We start from the raw sequence: 20,389 nt of genomic DNA, 5'->3' as shown, positions 1-20,389 counted from the left end.
GCATGAAACGGACCGCGCTGCTGCTGGCCACCCTTTCACTGCCGGCATTTGCCCATGCAGGCGAAATCTGGGTGACGAACGAGAAGGATGACACGATCTCGGTGATCGATACCGACAAGCTGGAGGTGGTGCGCACCATCGAAACCGGCGAACGCCCGCGCGGCATTACCTTCAATTCCGATTACACCCGTGTCTATATCTGCGCGTCCGACAGCGACACCGTTCAGGTCATGGACCCGAAAACGGGCGAGATTCTGCACGATCTTCCTTCCGGCGAAGACCCGGAGCAGTTCGTGCTGGCGCCCGATGACAAGCATTTGTGGATCGCCAACGAAAACGACGCCGTAACAACGGTCGTGGATGTGGATACCCGTGCGGTCGTCGGCCAGATCGATGTGGGTATCGAACCCGAAGGCATGGCGATCTCGCCGGACGGCAAGATCGTCATCACCACCTCCGAGACCACCAACATGGCCCACTGGATCGACGCGGATACCAAGAAGATATTTGCCAACACGCTGGTGGATTCCCGCCCGCGTCACGCCGAATTCGCCAAGAGCGGCACGGAATTGTGGGTGTCTGCGGAAATCGGCGGTACGGTCACCGTCTTCGACGTCGCCACCCAGAAGGAAAAGAAGAAGATCCGTTTCGAGATCAAGGGCGTGAATTCCGACCTCATCCAGCCGGTCGGATTCGAGTTCACGCCGGATAACAAGACGGTCTTCATCGCGCTCGGTCCCGCCAACCATGTGGCTGTGGTGAATGCCGATACGTTCGAGGTGGAAGGCTACGTGCTGGTCGGGCGGCGCGTATGGCACATGGCGTTTTCGCCGGACCACAAGAAGCTTTTCACAACCAATGGCGTCTCGGGTGACGTCACGGTCATCGATGTCGCCACACGCGAACCGGTGAAATCCATCAAGGTCGGCCGCTTCCCGTGGGGCGCGGCCATGCGGCCCTGATCATTCTGGAGACCATGAATACTCTTGGAGGGAGGAAACATGAAGAAAGCAATTCTGATCGGCTTGATGGCCCTGGCTTTGCCGATGTCGGCCATGGCCGACAATGACGATGACGACGCCAAGGCGGGGAGCAAGGCAGGTCTTGCCGGGCTGCTTTCCAAGGGCAATCGCGAAAAGCTGCCGAAGCTGACGCTTTCGGCCGGCCAGCCGGTTTCAAAGGAAGCTCTGAAGCTCAAGTCGGGCAAATATTATACGATGGAGATCAAGGCCGATGGCAGTCAGGAACTGGCGCTTGAAGGTGCCGGCTTTTTCCGGGCGATCTGGGTAAACGAGATCGTCATCGAAGGTATCGAAATCCGGCCGCTGGGTGTCGATTCCCTTGAGTTCGATGAGGCGGGCGAAGCCGAAATCAGTTTCATCGCCATCAAACCCGGCAGCTATTACCTGAAGGTGCCGGGCAGCAAGGGTGACAGCCAGCAAGTATCCATCACCATCGAATGAGCAGATCATGGCCGGGTTGAAGATCGAGGGCATCACGCATGACTGGGGCGCACGCCGCGCGCTGGATACGGTGACGCTTGCGGTCGAGCCCGGCCGGTTCTGCGCCCTTCTGGGGCCGAACGGCGCTGGCAAGTCTACGCTGTTCGGCCTCCTCACGCGCTTGTTCGTGCCGCAGTCAGGCCGCATAGAGGTGGCAGGCCATGATCTCGCCCGCGAACCCCGCGCCGCACTGACGCAAATGGGTGTGGTCTTTCAGTCCTCGACGCTCGATCTCGACCTGACGGTCCGACGCAATCTTCTCTATTTCGCCGCCTTGCACGGTCTTTCCGGCAAGGACGCGGAACATCGCGCCATGGCGGCGCTGGAACGGCTCGGTATGGCCGAACGTGCCGGCGAACGCGCCGGCGCACTGAACGGCGGTCATCGTCGGCGTATGGAAATCGCTCGCGCGCTGATCCACCGGCCCAAAGTGCTGCTGCTCGATGAGCCAACCGTCGGCCTCGACGCCGCCTCGCGCGCTGCCATCGTCAGCCACGTTCATGATCTTGCGACGGATGGATTGACCGTCCTTTGGGCTACGCATCTGGTGGATGAGGTGCATGCCGACGACCGGCTCGCCATCCTGCACCGGGGCAGGATTCTGGCAGATGGGGAGGCCGGAGTGATCGGTGGGGACAATCTGTCCACCCGCTTCCTGAGCATGACGAAGGAGGCCGCATGAGCGTCGACGCCGTAAGCATAGCGCCGCCAGAAACGGAGCGTCTTCCCCGCGCCCGCCCTTTCGTGGCGCTCGTCGCCATTCTCCAGCGGGAAGCATTGCGCTTTCTCGGCCAGAAAGGCCGGCTTGTAGCCGCTCTCGTGCGGCCGCTGGTCTGGCTCTTCGTTTTCGCCGCGGGTTTTCGCGCCGCCCTTGGCCTGTCGATTACACCGCCCTACCAGACCTATGTGACCTACGAGATCTACATCGTGCCCGGCCTCACCGGCATGATCCTGCTGTTCAACGGCATGCAATCCTCACTCAGCCTCGTCTACGACCGGGAAATGGGTTCGATGCGCTTGCTGTTGACGGCACCCCTGCCCCGCTGGTGGCTGTTGTTCTGCCGTCTTCTGGCCGGTAGTCTGATCTCCATCCTGCAGGCCTATGCCTTTCTCGCCATTGCCTGGCTTTACGGCATCCGCTTTCCCTGGATCGGTTACGTTACGGCCTTGCCCGCGCTTGCGCTTGCCGCACTCATGCTTGGTGCCCTCGGCCTGTTGCTTTCGTCGCTCATCCGCCAGCTTGAAAATTTCGCCGGTGTTATGAACTTCGTGATCTTTCCGATGTTCTTCCTGTCGTCGGCGCTTTATCCGCTGTGGAAGATGGCGGAAGCCTCTCCCTTTCTGCGGGATCTTTGCGCCGCGAACCCCTTCACCCATGCGGTGGAGCTGATCCGCTTTGCGCTTTACGCCAAGGGCAATCTTCTGGCGTTCGGCGTAACCACCGGCGCTTTCGTTCTGTTCGCGGCGGCGGCGGTCTGGGGATATGATCCGGCGCGCGGATTCACGGCGCGCAAAGCCTGACGTTCATGTGTTGTTTCAATGATCGGGAGACCTGCCCATGCGTGCTTTCGCCGTGATCCTTTGCCTTGCGGCTTTACCGGCAACATTTGCGCTTGCCGAATCCGTGCCCGATACCGCCGATGCCGAAAACGGCACGCTGAACCCGGAGGAACTGACGATCAACCGGGTCATGAAGGACATTGCCGAAGGACGCACCTCGATGACGATTTGCGCCACCGGCTATTACATTACCAAAGCCGGCCGGCACGAAATGGCGCGGCGGCTGTTCGAACAATGCGCCGCCGATGGCTGGACGGGGGCGATGACCTGGATGTCGCAACTGGATGACAATGGCCTCGGCGGGCCTGAAAACCCGGATGCTGCTGCCGAATGGGATCGCCGCGCAGCGGCCGCCGGCGATCCGGTCGGCCAATTCAACTATGGGCTTGACCTCATGCGGGGGCGCGGGGTGGTGGAAAACCGCACATTGGGCCGCTTCTACGTGGATGAAGCCGCAAAGGCAGGCCTACCCACCGCGCAACGTCTTCAGGGCGCCGGTTATGATCTCGATGAGGTGACGCCGGATGCGGACAATCACAAATATGCGCCGTCCTTCTGACAGGCTGGTTCCATCAACCGGGCTGGCCGGCCATCAAGCCTGAGAATGCGGCGCGTCAGCCGTTCGGCCTCGGCCTGAACATGGGTGACGATGATCGTTGCGCAGGGGCGATCACGGCGCAGGGTTTCGAACAAGATCATCATTTCGTCCACAAGCACGGGGTCGAGACTGACAAAGGGTTCGTCCATCAATAACAACTCAGGCCGCGCGGCAAAGGCGCGCGCAAGCGCCAGCCGCCTCTGCTGGCCAAGCGATAGCTCGCTAGGGAAGCGGTGACCCAGGCCCGCAAGCCCGACCCTGCCCAGCCATTCCTGCGCTTCGCCTGCGCTTATATTGGCGATGATGCTGATGTTCTGAATGGCGCTTCGCCAGGGGAGAAGAACCGGTTCCTGAAAAACGACGGCCAGCCGTTCGGGAACACGACGCGTGCCTTCGAAACTCTTCTCCAGCCCCGCAATGATCCTGAGCAGCGTTGTCTTGCCCACGCCGGAAGGGCCGGTCAGCGCCACCGTTTCCCCCGGCGCAATCGAAAGACTCAAGGGACCGAGCACGTCGCCCGGTCCCCCGCGTTGCAGATCGATACGCAGCAGCGGCTCAGCTTCCGGGAACATAGAAGACGCCACTCGGCAGGGTCTTGAGATCGCCGACCAGTTCCTCGCCGCCAAGCTCGGCCATCAGGGCCAGCATGCGGCTGGCGGCGGCCTCGTCAACAGGGCCGGGCGTCGGGGTTCCGGCAATAAAGCCAGCCTTCAGCGCTTCGAAATCCTTGTCGGTTGCGGCATTCATCATAGGCCTTATACGGTCCCAGGCGGCGGGGTCTGCGGCAAGCTTCTCCTTGGCCATGCGCGAAGCGGTTGCAATTTTCCCAGCAAGGTCCGGAGCCGCCTTCAGTACTTCGCCACGCACCACGTAGCCGAGAAGCGGTGTCTGCGGATCGAGACCAAGGGCGGTCGCCGCTTCGCCGATCGGCAGAAGCGTCTTCATGCCAGCCGCTTCCATGCGCGCGCCGAAATTCCAGAAGTTGACGGCGCCCTGCACTTCACCGCCAAGGGCGGCCTTGTAGATCAGCGGCGGCGCTCCGAAGACCTGTTCGGTTTCCTTGGCGAGATCGAAGTGCTCGACCTTCTGGGCATAGGCGCGCAGAATGAGCCAGCTCTTGTCGATCGGGCCACCGGCAACGCCGATCTTCTGACCCTTGAAGTCGGCAAGCGACTTCGCCGGGCTCTTGTCCGAAACCATCAACCCGCCAACGGACTTCGAATAGGGGATGAAGACGAGGTCGCGGCCCTTGGCGCGTTCACGGGCGACCCAGAGCCAGTCTGAAACGATCATATCCACCTCACCCGCCATCAGCGCGATTTGGGCGGCGGGCGTACCGGCTACATCGGAGACCGACAGCGAGAAGCCGTTTTTCTCATCGAAGCCGTAATGGCGGATCGTATCCGCCTCCCAATTGACGGTCCCGGAAAGCTGGAGTGCGGCTCGCACGATCGGTTTCGCGGCGCTGTCGGCCAGTGCCGGCAGGGTCATGGCCAGCGCGGCCAATGCCGCACCCGCAAGTGTTCTGATCAGTTTCATGGGTTTCTCCTCCCCTTTTCACGGCATCGTATGAGCAGTTCTCGCGGGTCGGAATACGACCTAAGGACAGGGGCAAATCCTACGACCATGGTCCAATTCTTTAGACGCGAAACTGTGTCTTTGATGGTGGGGCGGAACTTGCGCTTCGGCGCGGGACGTCAGGAGTGGGAGGAGAGAATGAAACGTTTGGTGCTGGCCGCCGTGGCGGCCATCGCTTGCGCAGGTGTTGCGCAGGCTGGAGTGACCGAAGAACAACTCGCCAAGGATGCGGAATCCGTTGGCGACGTATTGACGAACGGTATGGGGCGCAGTCTTCAGCGGTTTTCGCCGCTTGAAACGCTGAATGCCAAGAACGTGAAGAGCCTCGTTCCCGCCTGGGCGTTCAGCCTTGGTGGTGAAAAGCAGCGCGGCCAGGAAAGCCAGCCGATCATCTATGACGGCACGATGTATATCACAGGCTCCTACAGCCGCCTTTACGCAATCGATATCGCCACCGGCAAGGAGCTCTGGCAATACGACGCCCGCCTTCCCGAAGGCATTCTGCCGTGTTGCGACGTCGTGAACCGCGGCGCTGCGATCTTTGGTGACAACATCTATTTCGGCACGCTGGACGCCCGTCTCGTGGCCCTGAACCGCAAGACCGGCGCAGTCGTGTGGAACAAGAAGATTGCCGAATACAAGGAAGGCTACAGCTACACCGCCGCACCGCTCATCGTGAACGGCCTGATCGTCACCGGCAATTCCGGCGGCGAATTTGGCGTGGTCGGCGAAGTGCAGGCCCGCAAGGCCGATACCGGTGAACTGGTGTGGACGCGTCCCGTGATCGAAGGTCACATGGGCACGTTCGAGGGCAAGCCGAGCACCATGACCGGCACGCTGAACGCCACCTGGCCGGGCGATCTGTGGAAGACCGGCGGCGGGGCAACCTGGCTCGGTGGCTCCTATGACCAGGATACGAATACGCTGGTCTTCGGCGCCGGTAACCCTTCGCCGTGGAACAGCCATCTGCGCAACGCCGGCAAGCCGGTGGAAGGCAACAAGGGCGATAACCTTTACGCCGCAAGCCGCCTCGGCATCGACCCGAAGAATGGCGAAATCAAGTGGCACTTCCAGTCCACGCCGCGCGAAGGCTGGGACTTCGATGGTGTGAACGAAGTCGTTCCCTTTGTCGACAAGGCCGGCAACAAGCGCTTTGCCACCGCCGACCGCAACGGCTTCTTCTACGTGCTGAATCGCGAAGACGGCAAGTTCGTCTCTGCCCATCCTTTCGTGAAGAACATCTCCTGGGCCAAGGGCATCGATGCCAACGGCCGGCCGATCTACAACGAGGATAACCGTCCTGGCGATCCCGCAGCCGCAGCCGATGGCGGCAAGGGCCAGCAGGTCTTCGCGGTGCCTTCGTTCCTCGGCGGCAAAAACTGGATGCCGATGGCCTACAGCAAGAAGACCGGCTTTTTCTACGTGCCATCCAACGAATGGGGCATGGACATCTGGAACGAGCCGATCTCCTATAAGAAGGGCGCGGCCTATCTCGGCGCCGGCTTCACCATCAAGCCGCTGTTCGAGGACTATATCGGCAGCCTGAAGGCGATCGACCCGAATACGGGGGAGATCAAGTGGGAATACAAGAACGGTGCGCCGCTGTGGGGTGGCGTGATGACGACCGCCGGCAACCTCGTCTTCTTCGGTAATCCCGAAGGCGAGTTCAAGGCCCTGAATGCCGAGACCGGCGAACAACTCTGGTCGTTCCAGACCGGATCCGGCATCGTCGGGCAACCGGTAACGTGGGAGCAGAATGGCGAGCAATATGTGTCCGTCATTTCCGGCTGGGGTGGTGCAGTTCCTCTTTGGGGCGGTGAGGTGGCCAAGAAGGTCAACTACCTCAACCAGGGTGGTATGGTCTGGACTTTCAGACTGCCCAAGGAGCTGGCTTCGAAGTAAGATGACTGAGCCGGGCGCCCTGCGCCCGGCTTTCGACTACGCATAGGGAGCCTCGGGGGGAGGCGACCGCATCGTCTGGGAGGGGATGCATGATCAACTACCGCCAGCCATTCCGAGGCCTGAGCGCGCCACCACCGCCGCCGCCGAGGCCACTGCTCGAACTGAAATCCGCCCTGATCGTCGATGACCATCCTTTGTTCTGCGAAGCGCTCGCCATGACGCTTTCAGGTCCGGTCGGCATCGAGCATGTGGATGCCGTCGGCTCGCTTGAGGGCGCCATTGTTCGCCTCGCGACCGGTCCGCTTCCCGATGTCATCGTGCTGGATCTCAACCTGCCCGACGTCAACGGATTGGATGGCGTGGTTCGTCTTCGGCAATTCGTGCCGGACACGCCTATCGTCGTCGTTTCTTCACTTGACGAATTGAAGGTGGTGCGCGCCGCTCTCAAGGCCGGGGTCAACGCCTTCGTCCCGAAACATGCCGGCCGCGACGATATCCGTGAAGCATTCGCCGTCATTGCCCGCGGTGAAATTCACGCCAGCCGCATGGCGCTGGAGCCCGCCGCCGCAAGCGCTTCCGAGGAAGCGGTCAAGCGACTGACACTCCTGACCCGCCAGCAGGCCCGTATCCTGCAACTCGTTTGCGCCGGGCTGATGAACAAGCAGATCGCTTACGAGCTGTCCATCGCCGAAACCACCGTGAAGGCGCATGTCACTGCCATCATGCGCAAGCTGCGGGTACAGACCCGCATGCAAGCCGTTCTTCTGGCGCAGGAAGCGAGTTTCGCCACGATGGTTCCGGAGGGCGGTTGAAGCGGTTTAATGGTAATAGGCAGATGGAGGGGCGGTCTTGGGCGGAATGAACCGGTTCGTGGCGCGCGCCTTTGCGCAGGCGAGTGACGACAAGGCGCTCGAACGTCTGACCGATGGGCTGGGTCCGGGTCCCTTTGCGCTGGTGATGCTTTTCATGTCGCCTGATGCCGATCTGCCCCGCATTGCCCGTACCGCCGAACATATCCTGCCTGCACACCGCGTTGTGGGCTGCACGACGGCGGGCGAGATTTCCGGCATTGGCTACGACGAGGGCAGCATTGTCGCAATCGGCTTTCCCTCGACGCATTTCGCCGCCGATACGCTTCTTATGGAAGACCTCACGCGGCTCGATGCCCGCAATCTCGCCGAAGCCTTTCTTCAGATGCGCCAGCGTCTTGCGCTCCAGCGCCACGATTTGCCTGAGGAACTGGCGATCCTGCTGGTCGATGGCCTTTCGGTGAAGGAAGATGAACTGGCCTCGGCGCTTGCCACCGGCCTTGGCTCCATTCCGCTCGTGGGTGGTTCCGCCGGCGATGGCACCCGCTTTCGGGAAACCTTCGTGCTGCACGGTTCGCGGCTTTTGCGCAATGCCGCCGTCCTCTCGGCCATTCGCAGCACCTGCCCGGTACGGGTGTTCAATATCGACAACCTGACACCCACCGAGCGCTGCATGGTGGTGACGGAAGCCGAGCCGGACAAGCGGATCGTGAGACGTCTCAACGCTGAACCGGCTGGCATGGAATATGCCCGGTTGCTCGGCAAGGATCCGGCCCGTCTGGATACCTTCACATTCGCGGCCCACCCGTTGGCAGTGCGGGTCGGTGCCCGTCACCATGTCCGTGCGATCCAGCGAATGCTGCCAACTGGGGAACTGGTGTTTTTTTCCGCTATCGATGAAGGCGTTATCCTGACCATCACCGAACCGCGTGATCTCGCCAGCCATCTGGCAAGTGAACTGACACGCCTGCGCGAACCGGCTGAGCCGGCCGCCGTTCTGGCCTTCGATTGCATCCTGCGACGTATCGAAAGCCAGGAAAAGCAGATGACCGCGCAGGTTTCCGCTCTGCTGCGGCAGAACGGTGTGATCGGTTTTTCCACCTATGGCGAACAGATCGGCCCCATGCATGTGAACCAGACCATGACCGGTATTGCCTTTTATCCGCCCGGCACGACGACGGATGGGATCGGCGCATGACAGACCGGGTTTCCGATAGCCTGATTGACCCCTGTGATGGTGCGGAACGCAATGTCGAGAAGCTTCTCATCATCACCGATGCGCTGATGCGTCATGCCGACCAGAACTCCAGCCGACAGGGTGTTGCCTTTGAACAGTTCCGCCGCGCCGCGCTGCTGGAAGATGGCGTGAGGCAGCGTACCCGCGATCTGGAAGCCGCTATGGCGATGCTGAACGAGGCCAACAGCGCGGCTGAGCGGGCACGCCGCGATCTCGCGCAGGCGATCGAGGCGATTGAGGAAGGGTTTGCGCTGTTCGATTCTAGCGAAGCCATGGTGTTGTGCAATTCCCGTTTCTGCCGCCATCTGGTCGATGTGCGCAGGCACCTGCACCCGGGTATCTCGTTTTCCGCGTATGTCGAGGCGGTAAGCCGCTCGCCGGTGCTTGATTTGCCATCAGGTACCAAGCCCGAGGATTGGGTGGCGGACCGCATGCGCCGGCATCGTGAACGGCAGGTGTTCAACGTAAGCCTTGTGGGTGACCGCTGGCTACAGGTGAGCGAGCAACGCACCGCCGATGGTGGCACTGTCGTTCTCCAGACCGACGTGACCGACATCATCCGCATGGAACGCAGCGAGCGCGGAAAGCTCCTGGACGATCAGGCGCGCATGATCCGAGCCACGCTCGATCATATCAACCAGGGCATTGGCATCTTCGACGCCCAGCTCCGTCTCATCGGCTGGAACCAGCGCCTTGGTCAACTTCTCGATTTGCCCGCCACTGCACTTCGGACCGGGGCGAGTTTCGATATGCTTGCAACTCGCATTTCAAGCCAGATGGGACTTGGCGAAGGCATTACGCCCTCGATGCTCTGGTCCTGGGCGCATCGGGGCACACAACGCGAGCCGCTTTCCTTCGAACTGCGCCACGTTTCCGGTGTCGTGCTCGACGTGTTCGCCCAGGAAATGCCGGGGCGTGGCTTTGTGATTTCGCTGACGGATGTGACGCGTGAGCGGCTGGCCGTGCACGCCATGCTGCGGGCCAACGCCTCGCTGGAGGCTCGCGTGGCCGCGCGTACGGAGGATCTGGCCGCCGCGCTGGCCGAGGCCGAACGCGCCAATTCGGCGCGCGTCCGCTTCGTTGCCGCGGCAAGTCACGATCTGTTGCAGCCGCTCTCCGCCGCCAAGTTGTTTGTAGCCGCCGCCCGTGACGATGGCGACGCGGCAAAGACCCGCGAGACACTGGAAAAGGCCCATAATGCGCTGGTCAGCGTTGAAGGCATTCTTGGGGCTTTGCTCGACATCTCCAAGCTGGAAACCGGCGGCACGGCGGTGGAGATCGTACCGGTTTCGCTCTACGTACTTCTGTCCCAGTTAACAGACGAGTTTGCTCCACTTGCGGCCCGCAAAGGCCTCAGGCTCGATATCCTGCCCTGTTATCTCACGGTGATGAGCGATCCGACCTATCTGCGGCGCATCCTCCAGAACCTCATCGGCAATGCCATCCGCTATACGAACCAGGGCCGTGTTCTCGTGGGGCCACGTCGCGCAGGCAAATCCGTTCGTATTGAAGTGCGCGACACCGGGCCGGGGATTGCGCCAGAGGAACAACAGGCCATTTTCCGCGAGTTTCACCGTATTGGCGGCTCGGCCTCGGCGTCCGAAGGGCTTGGGCTGGGGCTGGCCATCGTCGACCGTGCCTGCGCCTTGCTCGACCACCGGCTCGATCTGCAATCGACGCCCAACCGCGGGACCTGCTTTGCAGTGACGCTACCATTGGCGAGCGGGCACGCCGCCCCCGCCTATCGTGACTATACACCCGTCATCCCGGAGGAGCCCGGCGAGAACAGCGACCGGATTGCACTTCTCGTCGAAAACGACGCAGATCTGCGGCGCGCCATCGCACTCTTGCTGGAGCGGCGGGGAGTCAACGTGCTGGAGGCGGCCAACGGCGAGGAAGCGCTCGGGTTGCTCGATGAAATCGGCATCGTGCCAGACCTCTATCTGGTCGATCAACAGCTTGGCGACGGCATGTCCGGTGTGGAAACGCTTCTTGCGCTCAAGGAGCTTCATGGTGAGCGCCCTGCCCGCATCATCACCGCCAACCGCACTGCCCAGACCCGCGCGGCTGCGAAGGCAGCAGGCTTCGAGATCATGTTCAAGCCCATCGATCCCGACGCATTGGAAGCCTTCGTGCTTCAGGCAGGTTGAAAACGGCACCAAGGTCGCATTGTGCAGAACCGGCCTCCGGCACAAACTCCGTGCATATCCTACCACGGAAGAGGAGGCTTGGACGGAATGCTGAAAGGACTTGGGATTGCGGTTGTTCTGGCACTCGCCAGCGGTACGGCCTTCGCGGCCGAACATGAAGTGCACATGCGCAATCAGGGTGAAGCCGGGCCGATGGTCTTTGAACCGGCGGTCATCAAGGCGGCGCCGGGCGATACCGTGCGCTTTATTCCCTCCGACAAGACTCACAATGTCGAGGGGGTCAAGGGCATGTTGCCCGAGGGTGTGGAGCCCTTCAAGGGCAAGACGAACGAGGAATATACGCTGACGCTGACGCAGCCAGGCATTTACGGCATCCGATGCTCGCCACACTTTGCCATGGGCATGGTGGCCCTTATTCAGGCAGGCGATAATCCCGGCAACCTGGAAGCGGCGCAGGCGGTGAAAATGCCAGGCAAGGCGGGAGAGCGGATGAAGGCTTACTTTGCCGAACTCACCAAACCCTGACCGGCGTGGGTGCGGCAACACGATAAACGCGGCCCGGAACTCCGGTGCCGCGTTTTCTTATGAAAGAAGACCGGGTAGACGGTCGGCCAGCTTATCAGCCATCAGTGCCGAGAAGATCGTAAAGAGATAGAAGATCGAATAGGCGAAATTCTTTTTGGCTGCCATCATCTTCGGATCGCCCTCGGGCATACGGAAGACACCAAGGGAATAGACGACAAAGATGGCGCCGAGAACAGCGGCGAACAGGCCGTAAGTGATGCCCGCCATGCCGATCAGCGCTGGTGCGATGCCGATGAGGGCAGTCGGAACGGCATAAGCGACGATCTGGATCTTGGTGGCACGCTCGCCGGCCACGACCGGCAACATGGGCACGCCGGCATCGCCGTAATCACCGCACTTGAAGAGCGCAAGTGACCAGAAATGCGGAGGCGTCCAAAGAAAGATGATCAGGAAGAGAAGGACGCTTTCGACAGAGACCGTTCCCGTCACCGCGGCCCAGCCAATCATCGGCGGCAGAGCACCGGACGCACCGCCAATCACGATGTTCTGCGGTGTCCGACGCTTCAGGATCATCGTATAGATGACGGCATAGAAGAAGATGGTGAAGGCCAGAAGACCGGCCGAGAGCCAGTTGACGCCGAGACCAAGCGTCAACACCGAGATAATCGACAGCGTTATGCCAACGACCAGCGCCTCCACCGGCGACACGCGACCGGCCGGAACCGGGCGCTCGCGGGTGCGGCTCATGATCCGGTCAATATCGGCGTCATACCACATGTTCAATGCACCGGAGGCCCCTGCCCCCACCGCAATGCACAGGATGGTCAGAACGCCGCTGGCCGGCGCGATACCGCCCGGCGCCAGAAAAAGCCCGGCGAAAGCCGTGAAGACCACCAGCGACATGACACGCGGCTTCATCAGCGCGAAGTAGTCGCGCAACCGCGGTGCCAGCATGCGCAGGCTGGCTGTTGCGGCAGTCGTTTCGTGATGACCAGTGACCGACATCGCTTGGTTCCGTTCTATCCGGTTCAATTGCCGCTGGTGGCTGCCTGACGGCGGCGGTGGCGGATCAGAAGGACCGCACCGCCTGCCGAAACCAGCGCCAGAGCCAGGAACTGGATTGCGTAGAGCAAGTGGTTATTGGGAAAGCTGACCCGCGTCATTCCGCCCACGGGCAGAGCATCACGGTCAGCATCGGCACGGCGATCAATGAAGAACGGTGCCGGGGCAGCAAGGCCGGCGGCGCTTGCCATTGCGGTTACGTCGCGGGAATACCACCGGCCCTTCGCGGGATCGTTGGGGCGCAGCATCAGCCCACCCGGCTCGCTCACACGCATCAGGCCGGTGATCGTCACGGTGTCCGGCCGCACCTCAAATCCGTCCCTCATCTCCTGTGGTACGAAACCGCGATTGATGTAGACGATCTCGCCGGTTGCGAGCTTGAGTGGCGTCATAACCCAGAAGCCGGTTCCACGGTCCGTCAACGCCAACGCCTTGGCGTCAGTCTGCGGCACCCATGTGCCGGACACTGTGACGTTGCGATATTCATAGTCCGAAGGCTGGAGTGACGCCCATTCGGAAGCCGGTGGCAGGGGCACTGGGGCCGCGCTGATCCGTGCTTCGATGCGGGCAATCAGCTCAGTCTTCCAAGACAGTCTCTGAATTTGCCAGACAGTCAACGCAAGGCCGAGCAGCGTGGCGAAAACGGCAAGGCCGAGCGCGAACGCAAAGGCCTTGCCGCCCTTGCGCACTTCGCTTTCGGTTGCTGCCGTCGTCATCGCCACGCTCATTGTTGTCAGGGCAGGTTCTTGATCTGATCGACCGTCATCGGCATCAGATTCGTGTTCAGGTGAAAAAGCACCCACAGCGAACCGATGAGCGTGATCATGACAAGCACGACGGTGAAAAGCATGGCCATAAGGGTCCAGCCGCCTTCGGACTTCCCGTTCATATGCAGGAAGTAGATCATGTGCACGAAGATCTGCACGACGCCGAGGCCCATGATGGCGAGCACCAGAACTGTCTTGTCGGCAATCACGTCACCCATGACCAGCCAGAAGGGAATGGCCGTGAGGATGACCGACAGGATGAAGCCCGTCAGATAGCTCTTGAAGGAACCGTGATCGTGTCCGCCATCATCGTGGTGGTCGTGATCATGGCCGTGGGAAGCGTGGTTTTCAGCGGTCGCGCTCATCCGATGACCCCCATGAGATAGACGAAGGAGAAGACGCCGATCCAGATGACGTCGAGGAAGTGCCAGAACATCGAAAGGCAGCTCAGACGGCGCATGTTGGCAGGGCCAACGCCGTTCTTGCCAACCTGCACCATCAGAGTCACCAGCCAGATCAGGCCGACGGTGACGTGCAGACCGTGGGTGCCGACCAGAGCGAAGAAGGCCGACAGGAAGGCCGAACGCTGCGGGCCCGCACCTTCGGCTATGAGGTGATGGAACTCATAGAGTTCAATGCCGATGAAGGACGCGCCGAACAGACCGGTAATGCCCAGCCAGATGATCGTCCGGCCGACATTCTTCTTGTAGGCTTCGAGCATGGCAAAGCCGTAGGTGATCGACGAGAAGAGCAGCATGGCGGTGTTGACCGCGACAAGCTCCAGATCGAACAGGTCCTTCGGCGCAGGGCCGGCCGCATAGCTCTTGCCGAGCACGGCATAGGTGGCGAAGAGCGATGCAAAGATCAGGCAGTCGCTCATCAGGTAGATCCAGAAACCCAGCGAGGTGCCGTTTTCCGGATGATGATCCTTGTCGGTCATCATGAAGACCGGCTCACCGCCGGGCGTGGTGAAGGAGGGTGCGTGGTTTGCCATCTCGATCAAGCCTGCTTTGCCAGCGCTTCCGTGCGGGCTTCCTCTGTGGAAGCGACGGTCTCGGCCGGGATGTAGTAATCACGGTTGTAGTTGAAGGTGTGAACGATCGCCGCTGCAATGGTTGCCGCAAGGCCACCGATGGCCAGCCACCACATGTGCCAGATCAGACCGAAGGCGCAGGCCGTGGAAAGACCGGCCAGGATGATCCCGGCGCCGGTGTTCTTCGGCATGTGGATCGGGCGGAAACCTGCGAGCGGGCGCTTGTAGCCACGGGTCTTCATATCCCACCAGGCATCGAGATCATGCACGACCGGCGTGAAGGCGAAGTTGTAATCCGGCGGCGGCGAAGACGTCGACCATTCCAGCGTGCGGCCGTTCCACGGGTCGCCCGTCTCGTCGCGCAGCTGGTCCCGCTTGAGGTAGCTGACGATGAGCTGGAGAACGAAGCAGCCGATGCCGATGGCGATCAGCACCACGCCGAAGGCAGCGACGCCGAAGAGAACCGTCAATGTGGAATCCGCCTCGAACTGGCTCAGGCGGCGGGTTACGCCCATCAGGCCGAGCACGTAGAGCGGCATGAAGGCGAAGTAGAAGCCGATGAACCAGAACCAGAACGACATCTTGCCCCAGAACGGATCGAGACGGTAGCCGAATGCCTTCGGGAACCAGTAGACGATACCGGCGAGCATACCGAACACCACGCCGCCGATGATCACGTTATGGAAGTGTGCGATCAGGAAAAGCGAGTTGTGCAGCACGAAGTCCGCCGGGGGAACAGACATCAGAACGCCCGTCATGCCACCGATGGTGAAGGTGATGAGGAAGCCCATCGTCCAGAGCATCGGGACGTCGAACTTGATGCGGCCCTTGTACATGGTGAAGAGCCAGTTGAAGATCTTCACGCCCGTCGGCACCGAGATGATCATCGTCGTGATGCCGAAGAAGGTGTTGACCGAGGCACCCGAGCCCATCGTGAAGAAGTGGTGCAGCCACACGAGGTAGGACAGCAGGGTGATGACCGCCGTCGCCCAGACCATCGTCACGTAACCGAACAGACGCTTGCGCGAGAAGGTGGCGACGATTTCGGAAAACACACCGAAAGCCGGCAGAATGAGGATGTAGACTTCCGGGTGGCCCCAGATCCAGATGAGGTTGACATACATCATCGGGTTGCCGCCGAGGTCGCTCGTGAAGAAGTTCGTACCGGCATAGCGGTCAAGAGCGAGCAGGGCGAGCGTTGCCGTCAGGACAGGGAACACGGCGACGATCAGGATGTTGGTGCAAAGCGCAGTCCAGGTAAAGACCGGCATCTTCATCAGCGTCATGCCCGGTGCACGCATCTTGACGATGGTGACGAGCAGGTTGACACCCGATAGCAATGTACCGACACCGGCGACCTGCAGGCCCCAGATGTAATAATCCACCCCGACACCCGGCGAATACTCGATCCCCGAAAGCGGCGGATAGGCAAGCCAGCCCGTGCGCGCAAACTCACCCACGAAGAGCGAGATCATCGTCAGCACCACGCCACCAGCCGTCATCCAGAACGAGAAGTTGTTCAGGAAGGGGAAAGCCACGTCGCGGGCGCCGATCTGAAGCGGCACGACGAAGTTCATCAGGCCGGTCACCAGCGGCATCGCCACGAAGAAGATCATGATCACGCCATGGGCGGTGTAAACCTGATCATAGTGGTGCGAGTTCAGGTAACCTTCGGCCCCTGTCGAGGCCCAGACCTGCTGGATACGCATCATCACAGCATCCGCAAAGCCACGGAACAACATGATGATCGCGAGAATGATATACATGATCCCGATCTTCTTGTGGTCGATCGAGGTGAACCATTCGTTCCAGAGATAACCCCAGAGGCGGAAATAGGTGAGTGCTGCGACAAGGACGATGCCGCCGAGCGCGACGCCGCAGAACGTGGCGACGACGACCGGCTCGTGCAACGGCAGCGAATCGAGCGAAAGACGTCCGAACAGGAACGTCGTTGTTTCGGGAATAGAGGACATTGGTCTGTCTCTTTGTGCGTCGGAAACTGCTGGTGGTGAAGAAGGCGGTCAACCCGCCTGCTTCTCCTCGTTCTTGGTAACGTCTTCGCGGATGGGCGAGTAGAACGCGGAACCATAGGGCGCGCTCGGGGTGCAAAGACCCATGCGCAGCGCCTGTTCCTTGTCGATTCCGGCCTTGCCGCCGCCGCCGAGCATGTCGATGTGCATGATGTCGCGCATGCAGATCTTGTCTTCCTCGACGCAACGGTTGACCACGGCATCGAAGAGCGCCGGATCAGCGGATGCGAAGGTGCGCACCGGTTCCTTCTCGGTCGGCTTGGCAAGCTCAAGGAACTTAGCGCGGTCGAGCGTGTCGGTGCCGGCCTTGGCCTTTGCGACCCATTCCTCGAAACCCTGCTGGCTCAGACCATGGAACTTGAAGTTCATGTGCGAGAAACCGGCGCCCGAGACGTTCGCGGACATGCCCTTGAAAACGCCTTCGCGGTTGACGATGGCGTTCAATTCCGACTGCATCCCCGGCATGGCATAGATCTGGCCAGCCAGCGCAGGCACGAAGAACGAGTTCATCGCCGTGGTGCCCGTGATCTTGAAGCGGATCGGCACGTTGACCGGTGCAGCCACTTCGTTGACCGTCGCAAAGCCCTGTTGCGGATAGAGGAACAGCCACTTCCAGTCGAGCGCAACGACTTCGATCTCAAGCGGCTTCACATCAGCCGGAAGCGGTGTGGCGGCGTCGATGCGGGTCAGCGGCTGCTTGGGATCGAGCTTGTGCGTGGCAATCCACGTCACCGTGCCGAGCGCCAGAATAATGGCGATAGGCGCCCCCCAGACCACGATTTCGATCTTCGTGGAATGATGGAAGTCCGGGTCGTATTCGGCCTTGGAATTACCCTCGCGGTATTTCCAGGCAATGACCAGCGTCATGATCAGGACCGGCACGACGATGAGGAGCATCAGGCCGACGGCAGTGTAGATGAGATTGCGTTGCTGCAACGCAATGTCACCCGCGGGATTCAGCAGAACGATGTCGCACCCGCCGAGCATGGCGAGGAGTGGCAGAATGCTGAGGCGGGTCAGAATGCGGGAGGAGATAAGCATCGGGATCACGCTTCACGTTGATTTCCATGCCCGAATATAATTGACCTCCATCAAATACAATGGAATTTATCGTTGCATTCCAAAGTGCTATCGGTTGTGCTGAGGTGAAAAATACGCGCCGCTACGTTTGAAATGCACGGCAAGTGGTGCAAATTACACAGGAAATCGGTTGCATTCACCCGGGTTCCGCAATGATCTGGATCAATGCGCACTGCGACGTTTCGCCGCTTTCATTTCTGTGACTTCTGTCACCGAACGATGCTGCGGCGCAGCCTGACGACGGGTGTGCCATGAATTTCTTAACCGGTCACGGGCACGCTTTTGGAAAACGAATCGGCAGGGCCGCCCTTTGGAAACCGACCTTTACCTTCCCATCAAACATTATCTCGAGAGCCTAGGCCTCGAGGTCAAGGGCGAAGTCTGCCATTGCGATCTTGTCGGCCTGTCAAAAGGCCAAGAGGAACTGGTGGTTATCGGAGAGCTGAAACGCAGCTTTACGCTGGAACTCGTGTTGCAGGCCGTGGAACGCACGGCGGCCTGCGACGAGGTCTGGCTGGCGGTTGGCGCCTCCAAGAAAGGCAAGGGGCGCGAGAACGATAGCCGGGTGAAGAAACTCTGCCGCCTTCTCGGTTTTGGCCTGCTGGCCGTGACGGCCAACGATCTGATCGAGGTGATTGTCGAGCCCGAGCCGTGGAAGCCGCGCCGCGATCTGAAGCGCCGCTCACGTATCGTCATGGAGTTCCGGAAGAGGCAGGGCGATCCGGTCGCCGGCGGCTCGACCCGGCGTCCACAACTCACGGCCTACCGGCAGCAGGCACTCGCTGTCGCTCAGGCGCTCGCCGGCGGGCCCTTGCGCCCGCGCGACCTGAAGGCCGCCTCGCCCGATGCCGCCAAGATCTTGCAAGGCAATGTCTATGGCTGGTTCGAGCGCGTGGAGCGCGGCATCTATGCTCTGACCGATGCGGGACGTGCAGCGCTCACCACTTGGGCGATGCATCTGCCCAACGCCGCCTGAACGGCGCTTGCCTCACGAATCCGAGAAGCCGAAGGGTACGTCCGTGCGGCGATAGTCGTCAGGCAGGATCTGCCGGCCGAGCGGCGGCTCCGACCGCGCCGTGCAGGTCATGCGATGACAGAGCCGACAGGTGATGCCGATCGGTGTCGGCACCACCGGCTTCGGATGCACCTTGCTGTAGACGAGGCGCTCGGCATAATTTGCTTCACAGACCAGTGCAACGGCCCGCTCCACCTTGGCGACGCCAAATGCACCGCCGCCGGAACTCACCGTGCGGGCAATCGAGAAAAAACGCTGGCCATCCGGCAGTTCCAGCCATTGCGTGACGATGCGGCGCGGTGTCTGGAAAACCGTGTGCACCGTCCAGAGCGGACAGCCACCGCCATGCCGGGCAAAGGGGAAGCCGCCGCCGTTCAGGCGCTTGGAGACATTGCCAGCCTGATCGACGCGGATGAAGAAGAACGGAATACGTTCCTGCCCCGGCTTCTGAAGGGTCGTCAGCCGGTGGGCTGTCTGCTCGAAACTCGCGCCGAACTGCCGCGCCAGAGCCTCGATGTCATAATGGCGCGTTTCGGCCGCCTTTGCGAAGGTGGCATAAGGCATGAGGATCGCCGCCGCACAATAGGCGGCCAGCGAACGCTGCGCCAGGCGGCGGGCATTTTCCGTTTCAAAATTGCCTTCCTGAACCGCGGCCTGGATGTCTTGATAGAATTCCAGATAGGCAAGTTGCTGGGCGAGTTGAAAATTCTGGCTAGCGCCATCCAGCGTGTCGTCGATCAGGAGTTCCTTGCGGTGCCAGTCAAGCCGGCGCAGCGAGCCGGTCATGACCTCCGGCGGCAGGCGGCGTACCCGCAACTGGTGCTTCTGCTGAAAGAAGCTGATCAGGCCGCCCGCTTCCGTCACGCGCGCCGAAAGCTTTTCGGAGGCGGCATCCAGTACGGGAAAGAAATTGCGCCGCGCGCCAAGGAAGTTGCGCACGGCGGCAACAGGATCGCCATGCACCTCGTCGCCACCGCCCGTGGCGCCCTGTCGCCGGTCGGCCAGTGCGAGCTGCTCTTCCTTGTAGGAGGTGTGAAGCCTGAGCATCGCCTCGGCGAAGGCCGGAAAGGAATGCACCACGTCCGCCACTTCCAGCGGCAGCACGTCAATGTCCTGAAACATCGGATCGCGCATCACGCTTTCCAGCCGGGCGGTGATGTTGGTGCCGGTTTCCTCGGTAAAGTCCGAGAAGTCCACCTTGTAGGCCTTGGCCAGCCGCAACAAGGTTTCCGCTGTTACCGGACGCTGGTTGCGCTCCATCAGCGCGATGTAGGACGGTGAGATTTCGAGGTCGGCCGCCATGTGTGCCTGGGTCAGCCCCAGATCACGCCGCAGTCGTCTCAATCGTGGTCCGAGGTATACGCCTTGCTTCTCCATAAACACATTACAACATTACAAAGAAGATTTGTAAAGTTATACAACTGCACACTGAAGGCCCTCCACAAGGATGTTGGGATCGGATTAATAGGCTCCAACGCAACGATAAACGACACATGAGGAGGAAATCATGTCGTACCAGTCGCTCATCCAGGAAGCCGGAA

General features: G+C 60.9%; 20 protein-coding genes. 11 read left to right on the top strand and 9 right to left on the bottom strand.

Translation table 11 applies throughout. The features are described from left to right. Window positions 1–2: 2 nt before the first annotated feature. From GGQ66_RS14785 to GGQ66_RS14765, 5 genes are read left to right on the top strand one after another with little or no spacing between them, the layout of a single operon-like run. Complete coding sequence (locus tag GGQ66_RS14785) at window positions 3–962, top strand: YVTN family beta-propeller repeat protein (protein WP_183793502.1); 960 nt, start codon at window positions 3–5, stop codon at window positions 960–962. Window positions 963–1,001: 39 nt separating this feature from the next. After that, a complete protein-coding gene (locus tag GGQ66_RS14780; protein WP_183793501.1) occupies window positions 1,002–1,463 on the top strand; it encodes a cupredoxin domain-containing protein in 462 nt (153 codons plus the stop codon). Window positions 1,464–1,470: 7 nt separating this feature from the next. Next, a complete protein-coding gene (locus GGQ66_RS14775) occupies window positions 1,471–2,184 on the top strand; it encodes a lanthanide ABC transporter ATP-binding protein PedB/LutE (protein ID WP_183793500.1) in 714 nt (237 codons plus the stop codon). Next, on the top strand, window positions 2,181–3,023 hold the full coding sequence (locus GGQ66_RS14770; RefSeq protein WP_183793499.1) for a lanthanide ABC transporter permease protein PedC: 843 nt from the start codon (window positions 2,181–2,183) through the stop codon (window positions 3,021–3,023). Before GGQ66_RS14775 ends, GGQ66_RS14770 begins: the two co-directional genes overlap by 4 nt. Window positions 3,024–3,060: 37 nt before the next feature. Continuing rightward, window positions 3,061–3,621, top strand: coding sequence for a tetratricopeptide repeat protein (locus GGQ66_RS14765; protein WP_183793498.1), 561 nt, complete (start codon window positions 3,061–3,063; stop codon window positions 3,619–3,621). On the opposite strand, the gene GGQ66_RS14760 is transcribed toward GGQ66_RS14765, so the two are convergent. Then, complete coding sequence (locus GGQ66_RS14760; RefSeq protein WP_306414076.1) at window positions 3,597–4,232, bottom strand: ATP-binding cassette domain-containing protein; 636 nt, start codon at window positions 4,230–4,232, stop codon at window positions 3,597–3,599. The genes GGQ66_RS14765 and GGQ66_RS14760 overlap by 25 nt on opposite strands. Next, window positions 4,216–5,199 carry an ABC transporter substrate-binding protein gene (locus tag GGQ66_RS14755; protein WP_183793497.1) on the bottom strand — a complete coding sequence of 328 codons (984 nt, stop codon included), beginning with the start codon at window positions 5,197–5,199 and terminating at the stop codon, window positions 4,216–4,218. Before GGQ66_RS14755 ends, GGQ66_RS14760 begins: the two co-directional genes overlap by 17 nt. Before the next feature lie 177 nt (window positions 5,200–5,376). On the opposite strand from GGQ66_RS14755, the gene GGQ66_RS14750 reads away from it, so the two are divergent. From GGQ66_RS14750 to GGQ66_RS14730, 5 genes are all read left to right on the top strand, one after another. Further along, entirely contained in the window at window positions 5,377–7,140 is a 1,764-nt protein-coding gene (locus tag GGQ66_RS14750; protein WP_183793496.1) for a PQQ-dependent methanol/ethanol family dehydrogenase, read from the top strand. 89 nt (window positions 7,141–7,229) lie between these two features. Next, window positions 7,230–7,952: a response regulator gene (locus tag GGQ66_RS14745; RefSeq protein ID WP_183793495.1), complete on the top strand. Its 723-nt coding sequence runs from the start codon at window positions 7,230–7,232 to the stop codon at window positions 7,950–7,952. Window positions 7,953–7,998: 46 nt separating this feature from the next. Then, entirely contained in the window at window positions 7,999–9,147 is a 1,149-nt protein-coding gene (locus tag GGQ66_RS14740; RefSeq protein WP_183793615.1) for an FIST N-terminal domain-containing protein, read from the top strand. After that, entirely contained in the window at window positions 9,144–11,336 is a 2,193-nt protein-coding gene (locus tag GGQ66_RS14735; protein ID WP_183793494.1) for a hybrid sensor histidine kinase/response regulator, read from the top strand. The genes GGQ66_RS14740 and GGQ66_RS14735 overlap by 4 nt, the downstream gene beginning before the upstream one ends. 87 nt (window positions 11,337–11,423) lie before the next feature. After that, window positions 11,424–11,861 carry a pseudoazurin gene (locus GGQ66_RS14730; protein WP_183793493.1) on the top strand — a complete coding sequence of 146 codons (438 nt, stop codon included), beginning with the start codon at window positions 11,424–11,426 and terminating at the stop codon, window positions 11,859–11,861. 57 nt (window positions 11,862–11,918) lie between these two features. On the opposite strand, the gene GGQ66_RS14725 is transcribed toward GGQ66_RS14730, so the two are convergent. From GGQ66_RS14725 to cyoA, 6 genes are read right to left on the bottom strand one after another with little or no spacing between them, the layout of a single operon-like run. After that, window positions 11,919–12,866, bottom strand: a complete 948-nt coding sequence (locus GGQ66_RS14725) for a heme o synthase (protein WP_183793492.1) — start codon at window positions 12,864–12,866, stop codon at window positions 11,919–11,921. Between the two features lie 23 nt (window positions 12,867–12,889). Further along, window positions 12,890–13,639: an SURF1 family protein gene (locus tag GGQ66_RS14720; RefSeq protein WP_183793491.1), complete on the bottom strand. Its 750-nt coding sequence runs from the start codon at window positions 13,637–13,639 to the stop codon at window positions 12,890–12,892. 17 nt (window positions 13,640–13,656) lie between these two features. Continuing rightward, the gene (cyoD, locus tag GGQ66_RS14715) at window positions 13,657–14,055 is read right to left on the bottom strand and encodes a cytochrome o ubiquinol oxidase subunit IV (protein ID WP_183793490.1); all 399 of its coding nucleotides are present in this window, start codon (window positions 14,053–14,055) and stop codon (window positions 13,657–13,659) included. Continuing rightward, on the bottom strand, window positions 14,052–14,633 hold the full coding sequence (gene cyoC, locus GGQ66_RS14710; RefSeq protein ID WP_370686361.1) for a cytochrome o ubiquinol oxidase subunit III: 582 nt from the start codon (window positions 14,631–14,633) through the stop codon (window positions 14,052–14,054). Before cyoC ends, cyoD begins: the two co-directional genes overlap by 4 nt. Before the next feature lie 56 nt (window positions 14,634–14,689). Continuing rightward, complete coding sequence (gene cyoB / locus GGQ66_RS14705) at window positions 14,690–16,696, bottom strand: cytochrome o ubiquinol oxidase subunit I (RefSeq protein ID WP_183793488.1); 2,007 nt, start codon at window positions 16,694–16,696, stop codon at window positions 14,690–14,692. A 48-nt stretch (window positions 16,697–16,744) separates the two neighbouring features. Continuing rightward, complete coding sequence (gene cyoA, locus GGQ66_RS14700; protein ID WP_183793487.1) at window positions 16,745–17,794, bottom strand: ubiquinol oxidase subunit II; 1,050 nt, start codon at window positions 17,792–17,794, stop codon at window positions 16,745–16,747. Between the two features lie 349 nt (window positions 17,795–18,143). On the opposite strand from cyoA, the gene GGQ66_RS14695 reads away from it, so the two are divergent. Beyond that, window positions 18,144–18,809, top strand: a complete 666-nt coding sequence (locus tag GGQ66_RS14695) for a DUF2161 domain-containing phosphodiesterase (RefSeq protein ID WP_183793486.1) — start codon at window positions 18,144–18,146, stop codon at window positions 18,807–18,809. 12 nt (window positions 18,810–18,821) lie between these two features. On the opposite strand, the gene GGQ66_RS14690 is transcribed toward GGQ66_RS14695, so the two are convergent. Beyond that, window positions 18,822–20,225 (bottom strand): helix-turn-helix domain-containing protein, encoded by a 1,404-nt coding sequence (locus GGQ66_RS14690; protein ID WP_183793485.1) that lies wholly within the window; start codon window positions 20,223–20,225, stop codon window positions 18,822–18,824. Between the last annotated feature and the right edge of the window lie 164 nt (window positions 20,226–20,389).

Source organism: Allorhizobium borbori, assembly GCF_014196535.1.
In the GTDB taxonomy this organism is placed as follows: domain Bacteria; phylum Pseudomonadota; class Alphaproteobacteria; order Rhizobiales; family Rhizobiaceae; genus Ectorhizobium; species Ectorhizobium borbori.
Note: the sequence above shows the minus strand (reverse complement) of the source record. Positions and strands in the feature narration are given on the sequence as shown.